13 protein-coding genes are annotated in these 16,098 nt (G+C 59.5%); 4 read left to right on the plus strand and 9 right to left on the minus strand.

All coding sequences use genetic code 11. The annotated features are described in order from the left end of the window. Window positions 1-6: 6 nt before the first annotated feature. The 8 genes from ACN1C3_RS12115 to ACN1C3_RS12150 all read right to left on the minus strand — a co-directional run bounded on the left by ACN1C3_RS12115 (window position 7) and on the right by ACN1C3_RS12150 (window position 7,814). Complete coding sequence (locus ACN1C3_RS12115) at window positions 7-903, minus strand: ABC transporter permease (RefSeq protein ID WP_419116039.1); 897 nt, start codon at window positions 901-903, stop codon at window positions 7-9. After that, window positions 896-2,092, minus strand: coding sequence for a quaternary amine ABC transporter ATP-binding protein (locus tag ACN1C3_RS12120; RefSeq protein ID WP_419116040.1), 1,197 nt, complete (start codon window positions 2,090-2,092; stop codon window positions 896-898). The genes ACN1C3_RS12115 and ACN1C3_RS12120 overlap by 8 nt, the downstream gene beginning before the upstream one ends. Before the next feature lie 191 nt (window positions 2,093-2,283). Then, the gene (locus ACN1C3_RS12125; RefSeq protein ID WP_419116041.1) at window positions 2,284-2,673 is read right to left on the minus strand and encodes a carboxymuconolactone decarboxylase family protein; all 390 of its coding nucleotides are present in this window, start codon (window positions 2,671-2,673) and stop codon (window positions 2,284-2,286) included. Beyond that, complete coding sequence (locus ACN1C3_RS12130; RefSeq protein WP_419116042.1) at window positions 2,666-3,478, minus strand: alpha/beta fold hydrolase; 813 nt, start codon at window positions 3,476-3,478, stop codon at window positions 2,666-2,668. Before ACN1C3_RS12130 ends, ACN1C3_RS12125 begins: the two co-directional genes overlap by 8 nt. Window positions 3,479-3,483: 5 nt before the next feature. Further along, on the minus strand, window positions 3,484-4,560 hold the full coding sequence (locus tag ACN1C3_RS12135; protein ID WP_419116043.1) for an LLM class flavin-dependent oxidoreductase: 1,077 nt from the start codon (window positions 4,558-4,560) through the stop codon (window positions 3,484-3,486). A 22-nt stretch (window positions 4,561-4,582) separates the two neighbouring features. Next, complete coding sequence (locus ACN1C3_RS12140; protein ID WP_419116044.1) at window positions 4,583-6,094, minus strand: aldehyde dehydrogenase; 1,512 nt, start codon at window positions 6,092-6,094, stop codon at window positions 4,583-4,585. A gap of 22 nt (window positions 6,095-6,116) precedes the next feature. Beyond that, complete coding sequence (locus ACN1C3_RS12145) at window positions 6,117-7,100, minus strand: flavin reductase family protein (protein ID WP_419116045.1); 984 nt, start codon at window positions 7,098-7,100, stop codon at window positions 6,117-6,119. 114 nt (window positions 7,101-7,214) lie between these two features. Then, window positions 7,215-7,814: an amino acid synthesis family protein gene (locus ACN1C3_RS12150; RefSeq protein ID WP_419116046.1), complete on the minus strand. Its 600-nt coding sequence runs from the start codon at window positions 7,812-7,814 to the stop codon at window positions 7,215-7,217. Between the two features lie 168 nt (window positions 7,815-7,982). On the opposite strand from ACN1C3_RS12150, the gene ACN1C3_RS12155 reads away from it, so the two are divergent. After that, window positions 7,983-9,764 carry a helix-turn-helix domain-containing protein gene (locus tag ACN1C3_RS12155; protein ID WP_419116047.1) on the plus strand — a complete coding sequence of 594 codons (1,782 nt, stop codon included), beginning with the start codon at window positions 7,983-7,985 and terminating at the stop codon, window positions 9,762-9,764. A 693-nt stretch (window positions 9,765-10,457) separates the two neighbouring features. Here the strand turns inward: ACN1C3_RS12155 and ACN1C3_RS12160 are convergent. Continuing rightward, the gene (locus ACN1C3_RS12160) at window positions 10,458-11,957 is read right to left on the minus strand and encodes a PLP-dependent aminotransferase family protein (protein ID WP_419116048.1); all 1,500 of its coding nucleotides are present in this window, start codon (window positions 11,955-11,957) and stop codon (window positions 10,458-10,460) included. A gap of 131 nt (window positions 11,958-12,088) precedes the next feature. Between ACN1C3_RS12160 and ACN1C3_RS12165 the strand changes: the two genes are divergently transcribed. The 3 genes from ACN1C3_RS12165 (at window position 12,089) to ACN1C3_RS12175 (ending at window position 16,098) form a co-directional block, all read left to right on the plus strand. Beyond that, window positions 12,089-13,534 (plus strand): gamma-aminobutyraldehyde dehydrogenase, encoded by a 1,446-nt coding sequence (locus tag ACN1C3_RS12165; protein WP_419116049.1) that lies wholly within the window; start codon window positions 12,089-12,091, stop codon window positions 13,532-13,534. 181 nt (window positions 13,535-13,715) lie between these two features. Continuing rightward, window positions 13,716-14,744: a phosphotransferase gene (locus tag ACN1C3_RS12170; RefSeq protein WP_419116050.1), complete on the plus strand. Its 1,029-nt coding sequence runs from the start codon at window positions 13,716-13,718 to the stop codon at window positions 14,742-14,744. Between the two features lie 4 nt (window positions 14,745-14,748). Further along, a complete protein-coding gene (locus tag ACN1C3_RS12175; RefSeq protein WP_419116051.1) occupies window positions 14,749-16,098 on the plus strand; it encodes an aspartate aminotransferase family protein in 1,350 nt (449 codons plus the stop codon).

Below are 16,098 nucleotides of genomic sequence, written 5' to 3' on the forward strand. Positions count from 1 at the left end.
TTCTTTCTATGCGTTTACCGGGCGGGTATTGAGCAAGCGTTTGAACAGCGATTTGCGTTTACGCACGGTCGGTTGCGCCAGGTTCTGGGTGATCCGATCGAGCATCATCGCCAGCAGCACAATGGCGATCCCGCCCACCGCCGCCCGGCCCACGTCCATGCGCCCAAGGCCTTGCAACACCACCAGGCCCAGGCCTTCGGCGCCGATCATCGCCACCACCACCGACATCACCATGGCCGTGAGCACGGTCTGGTTGAGGCCGCCGAGGATGGTCGGGATCGCCAGGGGCAACTGGATTTCCCAGAGCAATTGCCGGCGGTCGGCACCAAAGGCCAGGCCGGCCTCCACCAGTTCGGTTTCCACCATGCGGATGCCCAGGTAGGTAAAGCGGATCAGCGGCGGGCAAGCGGAAATCACTACGGCAACTTCGCCAGACACAGTGCCCACACCGAACAGCATCACCACCGGCACCAGGTACACGAAGGTCGGTGTGGTCTGCATGATGTCGAGGATCGGTCGCATCACCCCCCAAACCCGTTCGCTGCGGGCGCACCACACGCCTACCGGAATGCCCACGACCATGCAGATCACAATGGCGGTGGTGATCAGTGACAGGGTGGTCATGGCCTCATCCCACACCCCCAGTGCCGCGATGATCACCAAGGCGACGGCAGTGAACAACGCCACTCCCAGGCTCGCCGCGCGGTAGGCGATCAGGAACATCAGCACCACCATCACCGGGAACGGAATGGCGTGGATCACCGAGTCGCTCAAGGCCAGCAGGTGTTCCACCGGCCAGCGGATCGCCTGGAAGATCGGGCGCAGGTGAATGCCCACCCATTCCACGCCCTGGCTGATCCATTGGTCCACGGGCAAGACAGCGAGGTCTTCTGAACTAAGCATGGTGTGCAACCTCCGTAGTGGATGGGCGAGGGGGCGGGACGCTGGCGATGCAATCAAGGATGTGGGCGCTGTTCAGGGTGCCGATAAACAGCCCCTGGCCGTCGACCACGGCTACCGGCAGGCCGGGCTTGAGCAGGCGTGCCACTTCCACCAGCTTGGCGCTGGCCGGCACGCTGACAAACTGCGGCGAGAGGCGTTGCAGCGCATCGCTGCCGCCGCCAACCGCCAACAGCGCGCCGCAATCCAGCACACCCACGGCCTTGCCTGCGGCATTGAGCACAAAGGCGTCGGCGCTGTCATTGCCGACGATGCGGGTGTCGCCCTGGACCAGCAGGGTGTCGGCGGCTTGCATGATCGAGCGCGCATCAAACAACCGCGAGCGATCCACATCCCGAGTGAACGCGGCGACATAGTCGCTGCCGGGGTCGGCGACGATTTCCTGGGGAGTGCCCTCGCGCACCACTTGGCCGTCGGCCATGATTGCAATGCGTGTACCCAGCTTCAGGGCTTCCTGAAAGTCGTGGGTGATGAACAGAATGGTTTTCTTCAGGGTGCGCTGCAGGCGCAGCAACTCATCCTGCATTTCCGTACGAATCAGCGGATCGAGCGCGCTGAAGGCTTCGTCCATGATGAGCACATCGGCATCCGTGGTCAGTGCACGGGCCAGGCCGACCCGCTGGCGCATGCCACCGGAGAGTTCATGGGGATGGTGATCGGCCCACTTGGCCAGGCCGACCACCGCCAGCACTTCTTCGGCGCGCTTGCGGCGCTGGGCCAACGGCACGCCCCGCAACTTGAGGCCAAATTCGGTGTTCTCGATCACGGTTTTGTTCGGCAGCAGGGCGAAGTGCTGGAACACCATCGAGATGCGGGTTCGTCGCACTTCCCGCAGCTGGCTTTCGTTAAGCGTTACCAGGTCTTCACCGTCGAGCAGGATCTTGCCCGCCGTCGGTTCGTTCAAGCGATTGATGCAACGCGCCAGGGTGGATTTTCCCGAGCCGGACAGGCCCATGATCATGTAGATCGCGCCGCTGGGAATGGACAGCGATACGTTATTGAGGCCGACCACCGTAGCGGTCTCGGCCAGGATTCGGTCTTTGCTGGCCCCGGCCGTCAAGAGCTGCATGGCTCTGTCTGGCGAAGAGGAAAAGACCTTGTAGAGGTTTTCAATCTTCAGTCGTTCGCTCACCCATTGCCTCCAATTATTGTTTTTCAAATCTGCGGAAAACTTCATGTATAGAAATTTTTGGGCTACTGGCAGTTAAAGGTCATTCAGTCACGCAAGGGTGCAGTCTCAAAAACTTCTTGTTGTTGTGCGGTGGCACTTACAGCATGAGCGGTATGGCGAGTGCAACGCCGAGACGCCAGTCGGTCGCTAAATCATGGCCGTTCGTCCTGGCTCATACTTTCCCGCGCTTTACGTGCGACACGAAAGGCTTCGACACCCGCCGGTACGCCGCAATACACCGCGATCTGTACCAGGGCTGCACGCAGTTCGTCGTCACTGAGGCCGTTGCGTATGGCCCCGCAGAAGTGGGTGCCGAACTCGTCCATCCGGCCCAGCGCCGCGAGCATGCCCAGGTTCAGCAGGCTGCGTTGCTTGAGGTCCAGGGCATCGTCGGTCCAGACCATGCCCCAGCAATACTCATTGAGCACGGCCTGGAATGGCTTGGAAAAATCATCGGCCTTACCCAGGGCCTGATCGACGTAAGCGTTGCCCAGGACCTGGCGGCGAACGGTTTCGCCTTGGGCCTGCAATGACTTATCCACGGTGTACCTCCAAATCAATCAGAAAGTCGCGCATGAGGGTGGCCACCTGCTCTGGCGCTTCGATGAGGATGCAGTGACGCAACCTCGGCAGAATCTTCAGCTGTGAACCCTGGATGCGTTCGTGCATCAGGCCGGCCATTCTCGGGTTGGATCCCGTGTCATCGGCACCCGTGGCAATCAGCGTCGGGCAGCGGATCTGCGATAGCTGTTCGCCGAAGTCCGACTCCGCCAGCACTCGATAAGCTGCCGCGTAACAGCCCGGATCGTTGTTGGCATTTTGCTCGCGCAAACGGGTGACGGTTTCGGGATGACGCGCCTGAAAGTCCTCGGTCAGCCAGCGTGACAGCGACGCTTCGTAGTGAGCGACCGGTTCGCCGGCCTGCAACGCAGCCAAACGTTCCTGCACTCGTTCGCGCTCTTGAGCGTTACGCCCAGCGACCGTCGATAGCAACACCAGTCGGCGGATCCGTGCCGGATGGGTCAGGGCCATGCGCTGGGCGATCAGCCCGCCCAGGGAGAAACCGGCCAGATCAAAGCGGTCGAAGCCGACATGGTCGGCCAGGGCCAAGGCTTCGCCCACCAGGTGATCGATTTCATAACGGCCCTGAGTCCGAGACGACTGTCCGTGGCCCCGCAGGTCGAAGGTCAATACGGTGAACTGGTCTTTCAAACCGTCCACCACCTCGGCCCACGCCTCAAGGCTTGAACCGACACCATGGATGCACACCAGCGGGCGTGGTCCATGGCCATCGAGGCGATAGTTGAGCGTGACGTTAGCCACGCTGAAACGTTGTGCGTCGCTCATGGCGCTTACCCCGTGACCTGTTCGCGGCGTTTGGCACGTTCGCGCTCGGCGAATACCGGCATCACTTCATCGATAAACAGGCGCAATGTCTGCTTCTGCAATTCGAACGGCAGATTGAAGGTCAGGCCCAGGCAATACTGGTCGACACCGGCGGCTTCGTAATCAAGCAGCTTTTCGATGATCTCGTCCGGGGTGCCGAACATCAGGTTGCGCCGAATGTTTTCCGGGTTGTAGTTGTCCTTGCCCTTGACGCTTTCAAACGGCACCGGCTCGGGGAAGCCGTTGTGCACGGTGCCGATGTTCTGCATCAGGTTTTCGAAGGCGCGGCCAAAGTCCATGCTGTGCTTGACCGGCAATTCCCAATCGCTGGCCTTGGCGTACACGCAGGTGCGGCGTTGCATCATGAAGCGTGGGCGCGGCACATGGGGATTGTCGGCCACCGCCTTGTTGAATTTCTCCCCGAGTACGGCGATTTCCGCGGCCGGTAACGAGAGCGGGGTGGAAAGGATGTTCGCGCCGATGCTCACCGCCCAGTCGAAGGTGCCGGGATCCCGTGCGGCGACCCAGATACGCGGGTGATCCTTTTGCAGGGGCTTCGGCACCGCGGCCGTCAGCGGGAATTTCCAGTAGTGGCCGTCATGGGCGTAATCCCCGGTCCAGAGCTTTTGCACCGCCGGCACCAGTTCCTTCATATAACCCACGCCTTCCTGCTGTTGCAGGCCGGGGGTCATGCGGTCGAATTCATACTGATAGGAACCACGGGCAATGCCGAATTCCAGGCGCCCGTTGGTCAGGTGGTCGCACAACGCGGCTTCGCCCGCCAGGCGGATCGGGTGCCAATAGGCGGCTGCCAGGGTCGCGGTGCCCAGGCGAATGCGCTGGGTGTGCTGGGCCAACCAGACCAGGGTCTGGAACGGGTTGGGCGCGATAGTGCATTCGAGGGTGTGGTGCTCCGAGGTCCACAAGGTTTCGAAGCCGCCTTCATCGGCGATCTTGGCCAGTTCCAGCAGGTTGGCCATGACAGTCTGCATGGGCACGTCGGGGGAGAAGCGTTCCATGCTCAGGGATACGGCAAATTTCATAAGGTGCTCCTCAATAGCTTGATCAGCGCAGGCGAATGACGAAGGGGTCTTGCATCTCGCCGGAGTAGTCGATGACCACGTTCTTGGCCCGGGAAAACTCGCGCATCACATCAAAGCCGCCACGACGGCCGTAACCGCTTTGCTTGAAGCCGCCATTGGCGGACATGTAAGCGGCGCTGCGGTAGGTGTTGATCCACACCGTGCCGGCGTCGATCCGGTTGGCAAAGCGCATGGCGCGGTCGATGTTCTGGGTCCAGATGCCCGAGGCCAGGCCGTAGGAGGTGTCGTTGGCCAGGCTGATCATCTGTTCTTCGGAGGTGAACGGCATGACGCCGACCACCGGGCCGAACAGTTCGTCGCGCATGAAGGACATGTCGTTGCTGGCATTGGCCATTACGGTCGGTTCGAAGTACCAACCTTCGGACAGGTTGCTGGCGCTTGGGCGTTTGCCGCCAATGGCCACCTGCGCCCCCTGTGTCACGCCGCTGGCGATGTAACCTTCGAGTTTTTGCAACTGGGCTTGCAGCGCCAGTGGGCCGATATCGGTGTGCTCTTCCATGGGGTGGCCGACCGTGATGCGCTGGGTACGGGCCACCAGGGCTTCGACGAATTTGTCGTAGATCGGCGCTTCGACGAAGCAGCGCGAACCGGCCACGCAACTTTGCCCAGCCGCAGCGAAGATGCCGGAGACCACGCCGTTGACGGCCTTGTCGATGTCGACATCGGAAAACACCACATGCGGTGACTTGCCGCCCAGTTCCATCTGGCACGGCACCAGGTTGTTCGCCGCATTGCCGGCGATGCGCCGTCCGGTGTCGGTGCTGCCGGTGAATACGTACTTGGCGATGCCGGGGTGGCGGGTCAGGGCGTCGCCGGTGACTGCACCATTACCGGTGACGACGTTGACCACGCCGGCCGGGAAGCCGGCTTCGATGATCAGTTCGGCCAGGGCCAGGGTCGAGGCGCTGGCATGCTCGGACGGTTTGATCACCACGGTGTTGCCAATGGCCAGGCACGGTGCCAGGGTGCCGGTGAGCAGCATCAGCGGCGAGTTCCACGGGGTGATCATGCCGATCACGCCCAAGGGTTCACGGGTGCTGTAGTTGAGCTGGTTGAGCTTGTTGACCGGGATGGTTTCGCCTTGCAGCTTGTCGGCCATGCCGGCGAAGTAGGTGTAGGCGTCCGGCAGGGCACTCATCTGCGCACGCATTTCTCGCAGCAACTTGCCGTTGTCGCGGGTTTCCAGTAATGCCAGGGCTTCGGCGTTTTCCGCCACCAGTTGGGCCAGGCGGTACAGCAGCTTGCCCCTTGCCGTGGGCGTCAGGTTTCGCCATTGCGGGTCGTTGAAGGTGCGCTGGGCCGACGCGACCGCACGGTCCACGTCGCTGGCATCCGCTTGGGCGAATTGATACCAGGCCTGGCCGGTCGTGGGGTCGAAGCTGTCGAAATAGGCTGCGCTGTCGGGGGCGACGAAGCGGCCGTCGATAAACAGGTTAAGGCGATTGCCCTCAAGGGCGCTGACCGTGGTTTTCATGCAAGAGTCCTGTGGGTGCGTATCAAAGGGATTCGTGGGCCAGTGCGGCGTATGGCTGCGCGGCGTTCTCGATCATTTCCACCCGGCCGCTGTCGGCGGAGCCGGAGTAAATGCCGAACTGCTGGTTTTTGCGCTCGCGGGCGTAGCGGCGTACCACTGAGCGCAGTTCGTTGACCGGCATCTGCTCGATGGGCAAGTCGTCCAGAGGGAAGAAGCGCAGGGTGTCGGGCAGCTCGACGTCGGCGTCGAGGTTGTCGAGTTGAGCGCGATAGATCAGGAAGCCGGGGTCGGTGTCGTCAACATCGAAGACCGAGTACAGAAAGGTCGATTCCAGTTCGATCGACAGTGCGCTGTGTCCAGCGTCGATAAAGCCTTTGCGTTTGCCGGCCACGGGCAGGGTCCAGCCACCGTTGCCGTCGGCGCGGAACAGAATGGCGTCGCCGGCTTCGATCAGGTAACCGATGATCATCTTGTGGGAGTTCAGCCAACTGGCCGGCAGCGGGTCCTGAATGTTGGCGTAGCGCCCCCGGCAGAAACACAGCGGCAGCTTGGGGCTGGTGCCGAAGGCCCGGACTTGGCCGATCAGCACCAGGTGGTCGCCGGCGTCAATGCGCTGGTCCACGGTGCAATCGAACCAGGTCAGGCTGTCGGTGAGGATCGGCGCGCCGGTGTGGACCTTGTCGTGATTTACAGTGTGGAACTTGTCCGGTGACTTGGAGGCAAACGTCCCCGAGACATCCACTTGACCTTCGTGCAGCAGGTTGACGGCGAAGTGCTCGGTGCTGGCGAACGAGGTGTAGCTGGCCGCCGACTTGCCGACACACACCAAGAGCAGCGGCGGGTCGAGGGACACCGAGGTAAACGAATTGGCCGTCATGCCCCGTGGGTTGCCCTCGGCGTCATGGGTGGTGATGACGGTAACCCCGGTAACGAAGGTGCCGAAGGCCTGACGCAAGGCGCCCGGATCGACTTCTGCAGCGTTGGCGCTGACCATGGTGCTCGGCATCGGAGTACTCCTGTTTTTTAGGGCGTGTTTCTTATGGTTTGAGGAACAAAGCGCCTGGGCTTGCATCGATCAAGAGCAACCGCAGCAAAAGTTTTGCTGCGGTTCACAGGGGTTTCAGTCCTTTGGACTTTCCGCTTCCATCTCCGCCATGTCCTGGTAACGGTCGGCAATGCGCGGGTGTGGGCGTGAGCCGTCGGCGGCGCCGATGGCGATCAGGACTTCGTCGGGCCCCGGCGCATCGGCGATCTGGAAATTGGCGGTGAGGAAGTGCGAGCGCTTGCCGGTTTCGCTTTTGTGCACCATTGGCAGGGAGAGCAGGGCGCCCGGCGCGTTGCGGGTATTGGTGAAACTCAGGTAGGCGGTACCGTCCACGGCTTCGCGGAACAGGTTGCCGAAACGCAGGGTGTGGATCAGCCCGGAAGCGTGCTCGATTTCACCGTTGACCCCCACGGCGGCGGCTTTGCCAAAGGCTTCGACCTGGTCGCCCGGCATCAGCGCGATCAAGCGGCGGGTCATTTCGTAGCCCAGGCCCGGGGCAAGGCGCAGGATCTCCGGGCGCAGGTTCTCGACGAAGCCCTGGCCGGCCCAAGGATTTTTCAGTACGGCGGCGACGACGATCAGGGTGATCGGTTTGCCGGCGTCCTTGCCGCCTTCGATAAAGGTTTCCTCGATAAAGGTGCAGTACTTCCTGACGCCCAGATTCTCTAGATTCATGATGACTCGTTGCCCTTGTGGCTGTTGGTTATGGCCTTAGGCTAGGAGCAAAGGGAAAGAGCGTCTTCCGTGGTTTCGCAGTGCAAATCAGCTGGACATTGCTCGGAACCGGCGTAAGTATCAGGCGAGCCTGGCAGGCTAGATTGCTGCCGTGACCTCCATGTTCAGGTGAGCGCCTTGAATCGAGAAATGCAGATACTGTCGTTGCGCGATGTGGCCAGTCAGATCAACTCCGGCGGCGATCTGCAATCGATGCTGCACCAATTGGTCTACGCCAGTTGTCGCCACACCCACTGGACCATGAGCTCCATCATGGCCATTGATATGGACGCCGGTTTTGGCCACGTGATTGCCCGCCATGACCCGACCCTGGTGCAGCGGCCTCTGGTGGATTGCTGGGAGCTGTCATCCAGCCCGGTGATGACCGCTCTGCAACGCAACGAGCCGGTATTTATCCGCGACGTACGGGAATGCGAGTACCCCGGTTATCGCAGCGAATCCCTGGAGCGCGATTACCGTACGGTGATGGTGATGCCGATGAATTGCACCGACTTCGACGGTCGGCCCATGGTGCTCAGCGTGATTTCCCGCACGATCATGGACGTGTCGGAGGAAGACCGGGTGTTTCTCGGCATGATCATCCACTTGGGCGCCATCGCGGTGGAGCGTCAGCGCCAACTGGAAGCCGAGCGCCGCGCCGCCGAGCGCATGCAGCAGGCGTTGCACGTACATACCACCTTGTTGGAGCACGTGCTGGGCGGCGGGTCCGTGACGTCCCTGTCGCTGATGGTCGGCAATCAATTGCCCAACCCGGTGATTGCCGTGGACTTCACCGCCAATCAGGTGGTGGCCGGTCGCTCGCCGGATACCGCGTTGTTCGATGACATCGCCTGGCAGGCCGCCGTTGCCGGGGTACTGAGTGTGCAGATCTCCAAAGCCGCCCATGAAAGCCTGCGAAGTGCCCTCAGGAGTACGGTCAATTTGTTCCTCGACGACGGCCAGCGTCAGTTCACCCTGCGGGCCCAGATCGAGCCGCTGATGGTTGATAACGAACTGGTGGGGGCGTTGGTGCTGTTCCCGGTGGCGCAGCCGGTCAATGAGCTGGATCTGATGATGCTGGAAAGCGCCAAGTTCGCCTTGAGCGTGCAGATGATGCGCAGCTTTATCCGCTTTCGCTTCGAAACCCGAACCCAGACTGAACTGCTGTTCGAGGTGCTTGAAGGCCGCTGGCGCGACGCCGATGATATCCAGCAGCGGGCGCAGCGCCTGGGCATCAGCTTCAGTACCGCGCAGCAGATGATCATTATCGATTACGGCGGCAAGGCCCGAGAGCAGAAGAACCTGCATCACAACGTTGCACGAATTCTGACGCGGGCGGCGATCCACTCAACGGTGATTGTCGTCGACAACGGCCTGGTGTGCCTCCTGCCATCGGAAGGCGAGAAGGGCCGGGAGCGTCTGGCCAAGGTCCAGCGCCAGATTGCCGATGACTTGGCACACTACCTGGGGGCCGAGCCGATTCTGCTGGCCAGCGGCGTCTGCAGGATGCTGACCGATTACCCCGCAGCCTGGGAGCGGTGCAGGCGGTTGATCGATATCGCTCGTTCGTTCGGCCGCAGTGGCCCGATCTCCGATCAGGACTTTGGACCGATACCCATTTTTATGGCGGCGGTAGGCGGTGAAGATATTCGTACCTTCGTCAATGAAAGCGTCGGTGCCATGCTGGCTCATGACCGCAAACACCACACGCCTTACCTCGAAACACTGACCGTCTATCTGAGGGAAAGCTGCCGCAGTCAGGCCTGTGCTGATGCAATGGGCGTGCACGTGACGACGCTCAGGTATCGCCTGTCGCGGATTCAGGATCTGTTCGGCATTGATGTCGAGACGCCGGAGCGACGGTTTGCCACGGAGTTGGCGATTCATTTGCAACGGGTGATTGATAACTGATGACTACATCCGTGCCCAGAGCGACTTTTGCGTTTGTTTCTGGGGACGTCCTCCCATCGAGGAGGAGGTATCGGCTCGGAGTCCGTCGGCAGGACTCGGCCCAACCTGGGCGTCATGTAAAGAAACGAACAAAGCTCTGGCGGCCTTAAGTAAACGGTGGCGGAATCAATTAGCTTCATCGCGAAGGTAACCTGCAGTGCGGCCCATAGGACCATGACCTGGGCCAGCCGATGGAAGCTATGAAAACGCGTGGATTGGTGGCCTGTTGGTGTTGGTCGCGTTGGCGCTGACCGCCTCGGCCCTGTGTATGCCGAACCGGCAGTGGGTTCGGCGCGGAATGTTGCCGGGCATTAAAAAGTAGGCTGCGTGGAAACTATTAGAGCGCCAAGCGCCGATCAATAAAGGATCAAACTTGGTGCTCGCTGCTTCTTTTTGAGTGACCACGGTTCGTAAAAGCGCTAAGGGTTTCGCGGAGTAACGCGAACCTAAGATCTGAGCTGGAGGTTTAACACGGCCACGGCAGAAAGCAGGCATTCGCAGTGCTGAATATTTTGTGTCTCTGCGAATCGTGGTTATCTCAACTTTTTATGGTGCAGATGTCGATCATCTGCATTTCTCTCAGTACATCAACGATCAATGCTCGACTTGATCCGGGCTAAATGTGATACACCGACAGACACTCATTAACTGCCTTTAATGCTTTTTTGCTGCTTGATAGGCCTCAGCCATTTTCTTGACGGCGGGTTCGATATCACTGGTCCTGACCCCTCCATAACCCAAGACATAACCTTTCATCGAATGAGGCAACTGGTGATAGAGGCTTATGTCGCGCAGATATACGCCTCTCGCTTTGGCTTCTACGGTCATTCTTGCCAGGTCGATGTCCGTGGTGAACTGTATGGTCAGGTGTAGTCCGGTGTTGCCAGTTGAAACCGTTATAGCGTCACCGAAGTGTTCGTTCAATGCACGTTTCAGTTCGCGCTGACGCTCCGCGTAAATGCCCCGCATTCTTCTGATATGCGTCGCGAAATATCCTTCGCCGATGAAGTCGGCCATGGCCGCTTGAAGGCCAAGTTGGCCTGGACGGTAAAGCTGAGTCAGCCCACTGGCGAAGGCGTCGGCGAGTGCTTCGGGCACTACCAGATAGCTCATTCGCAATCCCGGATACATCACCTTGCTGAAGGTACCCAGATAAATGACTCGCTCATGTTCATCCAATCCCTGCAGAGAGGGAAGGGGGCTGGAGTCATATCGGAACTCGCTGTCGTAGTCGTCTTCAATGATCCAGAAGTTGTATTCCCTGGCTAATTCAATCAACAGTCGCCGGCGATGCAGGCCCATTGAGCCCCCCATCGGGTATTGGTGGGACGGTGTTGTGAAGAGTAGTTTCGGCAGGTCTTCAGGCTTGGTTTTTTGAAACGGAAAGTGCTGAGCGGCTACACCATCCTCATCGATCGGGACCGGCACTACTCTCAGGCTTGCCGCTTTCCAGATAAGCGCCGTGCTCCAGTTGCAGGGCTCCTCGATCAGTGCGACGTCGCCCGAGTCGGCCAGCATGTGCGCGCACAAGTCCAGAGACTGATTCGTTCCCATGGTGATCAGGATCTGATGTGGGCTGCACTTCACCGAACGAGATATCTGCAAGTACTCCGCCAGGGCCTGACGCAACGGCAGATAACCCCCATCGCTGCTGTAGCCGGTCAGCGCCGAAAACGGTTTTTTGGCGTAGCGGTTCTGCATGCGTTGCCAGATATGGAAAGGGAAGTTCGTCGTGTCGGCGACGCCCGGGACGAACGCACCTTCATGTTCTGTCGCGCCGTGGGTACCCGCCACCAGTTCGATCGCTCGACGTGAAAGTCCCGGCCTGTCAATTGGTGCTGAAGGCGCGGTTTCCATATGCCCCCGGTTGAGCGCCGGGTGGATATTGGCCACGAAACTGCCGCTGCCATGCGTGCTGACGAGGTATCCCTCCGCGCCCAGTTTGTCGTAGGCCAGGGTCACGGTCATGCGCGAGATGTTCAGTTCTTTGGCCAGAGCGCGGGTAGCGGGCAGACGGTGCCCCGGAGCCAGCCGTGCGTCAAGGATCGCCTGCTGAATGACCTTGTAGATTTGCCTTTGCAGTGAAATCCCACTGCTTTGCTTCAGCGTGGCAAGAATCAGGTCAGACAGCAGATTGGGATCAAAAGTGGACATAACAACTCGTTCCGATTGGACATAGGTGCTCGGTCCATATTGTCATAGTTTGTCTGTAACGAGGAGCGCAGCCGGGTCATGACCTTCTGGTTGTCCTGCCACAGTTTTTACAGACGAGCGTGAGAGGAACTATGAGTACTACACAAGAGTTCGTGATTGATCTGTTGATCGACGGCAAGCTGGTTCGCGGTGAAGGTCAGGCGGAAACACTGGTTAACCCAGCCACCGGTCGTGTGTTGGGAGAAGTGCCGGAGGCGAGTCTCGAACAGATAGATCAAGCGGTCGCGGCGGCACGCAAGGCATTTCCGGCCTGGTCGCAATTGCCCCCTGGAAAACGCTCGGCTCTGCTGCTGAAAATTGCCGATCGAATCGAACAGGAAGGCGCCGCTTTCGCTCAAATTGAATCGTTGAACGTGGGCAAGCCCTACGAGCGCATGCTTGAGGATGAGATACCGGGTGTAGTCGATAACATTCGCTTTTTTGCCGGCGCGGCGCGTTGCCTGACCGGGCTGGCGGCAGGTGAATACGCAGCCAACCACACAAGCATTATTCGTCGTGACCCGGTTGGCGTGGTGGGAGCCATCGCTCCCTGGAACTTCCCATTAGCAATGGCCACCTGGAAAATTTTTGCGCCGATTGCCGTGGGTAATACCGTGGTGATGAAACCTTCGGAGAACACCCCGCTCACCGCATTGAAACTGGGCAGTATCCTTGCCGAGATGCTGCCACCGGGCGTGGTCAATATCGTCACCGGTCGCGGGCAAACGGTCGGTCAAGCGCTGGGTGAACACCCGGATATCAACATGATGTCCATCACAGGAGATGTCACTACCGGTCAGAAAGTTCTGCAAGCGGCGACAGGCAATCTCAAACGCACCCATCTCGAGCTGGGCGGCAAGGCGCCGGTGATCGTGATGGCCGACGCTGACCTGGAGGCGGTGGTCTCCACCGTACGTTCGGCAGGCTTCTACAACGCCGGTCAGGATTGCTGCGCCGCTTGCCGGATTTACGTGCATGAAAGCGTCCACGACACACTCGTCGCGGCGCTAAAGGTGGCCGTGTCTTCGATCAAGTTGGGGCCTACCGACCAGGCCGGAACAGAACTCGGTCCGCTGATCAGCGCCCGACAGCGTGAACGCGTGGGGGGCTTTGTCGACCGTGCGAAGGACCAACCGCATATCCAGGTCATCACCGGTGGCAAGTATGTGGCGGGTGATGGTTTCTACTACGAGCCGACGCTCGTCGTCGGGGCCTTGCAGACCGATGAAATCGTCCAGCGTGAAGTGTTTGGCCCCGTGGTTTCCGTGACCTCCTTCCAGGACGTTGATCAGGTCATCGATTGGGCGAACGACAGCCGCTATGGTCTGGCCTCGTCTGTCTGGACCCGTGACGCCAAGACGGCCGCCAAGGTCAGTGCGCGCCTGCAATACGGCACAACCTGGGTCAATCAACACTTCACCCTCGTGAGCGAAATGCCCCATGGCGGTATGAAGATGTCCGGTTATGGCAAGGATCAATCGATCTATTGCCTGGAAGACTACACGGTGGTTCGTCACGTCATGATGAACTTCGAGTGATATGACGCCCTCGCTACGGCGGGGGTACTCCCGATATTCGAGATTCGGGACTCTTATGAGCGCACTGCAGAGCGACCTGTTTATTTGGTCGCGGCTGGACCGTGCTTCAAAAACGGGTCCTGAATAGCATTAGGCAGCATATCCAATGACTATAAATGGTCTCTCGCTATCACTGAGCAACATGACGACTGCGGTCGAAGAGACACCTTTGGCTGAAGTCGAAGCACTTGTTCTGGGCCGATATGGCATCAGTGTCCGATGCACGCGAATCAGTTGTGAACGTGACGAGCTGTTCCATGCTTTTTCTGTCGATGGCTCGCAGTACATCCTGCGGATGTCGAATCCGGCAGATGATCACGCAACCATTGATATGCAGATTCAAGCGCTGGCCTGGCTGGCCGAGCGCGCACCGCATATTCCTGTTCCCCTGTTGATTGCGTCGCTCAAAGGTGAAACGTCCTTTGCTGCAAAAGTGGGCGACAACCCGCGACGAATTATCTGGATGACCTCGTTTCTAGAGGGCTTGGCGCTGCCGAAAAGTGCCAGCTCAGAGGCCCAGTTGCGCAACATCGGAATCAGTCTGGCCGAACTCGGGTTAGCACTGCGCGGCTTCAACCACCCAGGGGCTGATCGAGTCCTGGCATGGGACATTCAGCAGGCGGCAGCTTGTCGGGAGATGCTGCCATCACCGCCGCATGCCGATGGCGATAAACCCTGGAACCTGGTTTGGGCAGGCTTCGATTATTTCGATGAAGTCGTCTACCCGCAACTGCTCAAAATGCGCAGCCAGGTGGTTCATGCCGACTTCAATCCACACAACATCCTGATGGACGGCGTTCGCCATGATGAGGTCTCCGGCATCCTCGACTTTGGCGACATGGTGTCGACCCAACTGATCAACGACATCGCCATTGCAGCCAGTTATCACACCGACGGTGATCACCCGTTGAGCAAAGTAGCCCAGATGCTCGGCGCCTATCACGGCGTGCTGCCTTTGCTGGAAGCGGAAGTGAATCTGCTTTATGACCTGATCATCACGCGTCTGTGTACGGCGATTGCGATCACCGAGTTTCGGGCACGCCTGTATCCCGCCAACCGTATTTACATCCTCAAGAACACACGCGTTGCCTGGGACGGGCTCCAGCGATTGGCGCAAGTACGCCGATCCGATGCCCAATCCATTCTTCGCCAAGCATGCAACCTGGAGTGAAAAAATGAATCGTCCCTTGATGATCAACTCGTTCGATCCTGCTCAGGCTCATGGTCTGGACCCGGTGGTCGAACAACTGCTCGAACGTCGTGCAAAAGTGCTCGGCCCTTCCTACAAACTGTTCTATGAAAAGCCTGTGCACTTCGTTCGCGCCGAAGGTGTGTGGATGTATGACTCGCACAACACGCCCTACCTGGATGTGTACAACAACGTCCCATCCGTAGGGCACTGCCATCCTCACGTGGTGCAGGCGGTCTGCAAACAGATGGCGCTGCTCAACACCCATACCCGTTATCTGTACGACACTGTACTGACCTATGCCGAAAAGCTGATTGCGACCTTTCCCAAGGAACTGGCGAACGTCATGTTTACCTGCACCGGCAGTGAGTCATCGGATCTTGCGGTTCGGATTGCGCGTTGCCATACCGGCAATACCGGCATCATCGTCACCGAGAACGCCTACCACGGCATCACCGCCGCGATTGCCGAGATGTCTCCCTCTCTGGGTGAAGGCGTGGCGCTGGGCAGCATGGTGCGCCTGGTTCCTGCGCCGGATGCGTATCGTGCAGGTGACAAGGATGTCGGCGATGCATTCGCCGAGTCGGTCGAGGCTGCGATTGCTGACATGCTTCGTCACGGCATCCGCCCGGCGGCGCTGGTGACGGACACCATTTTCTCCAGTGACGGTGTCTTCTCCGACCCGCGTGGTTTTCTGGTCAAGGCCGTCGAAGCGGTCCGCCGCGCGGGTGGGCTGTTCATCGCTGACGAGGTTCAACCGGGTTTTGCGCGGACCGGCGATACGTTCTGGGGTTTCCAGCGTCACGGCGTAGTGCCTGACCTGGTGATCATGGGCAAGCCAATGGGCAACGGCCTTCCCATCGGTGGTGTGGTGGCGAAACCGGAACTGCTGACCCGTTTTGCAACGACCGCGCGTTACTTCAATACCTTTGGCGGCAACCCGGTTTCCACCGCTGCGGCGATGGCGGTACTGGAGGTGATCGAAGGGGAAAACCTGCAAAAGAATTCTCTGGAGGTCGGTGAGGTATTGCGTGCCGGTCTGCGTGAATTGGCCAAGGAATATCCGGTCATCGGTGATGTCCGGGGGGCGGGTCTGTTCATCGGTGCGGAATTCGTCAAGGACCCGCTCACCAAAGAGCCGCACGAGGAACTGGCCATGCAAGTGGTCAACAAGTTGCGTGACCACAACGTATTGATCAGCGCTTCCAGTCCGTTGGGCAACGTTCTGAAGATACGCCCGCCGTTGCCATTCACCGCCGACAACGCCGCTTACTTCCTCGACATCCTGGCCGACGTCATGGCAGACCTGAGCAAAACCACCGGTGTGAGGGGGTGA

Source organism: Pseudomonas sp. H11T01, assembly GCF_048515765.1.
GTDB lineage: Bacteria > Pseudomonadota > Gammaproteobacteria > Pseudomonadales > Pseudomonadaceae > Aquipseudomonas.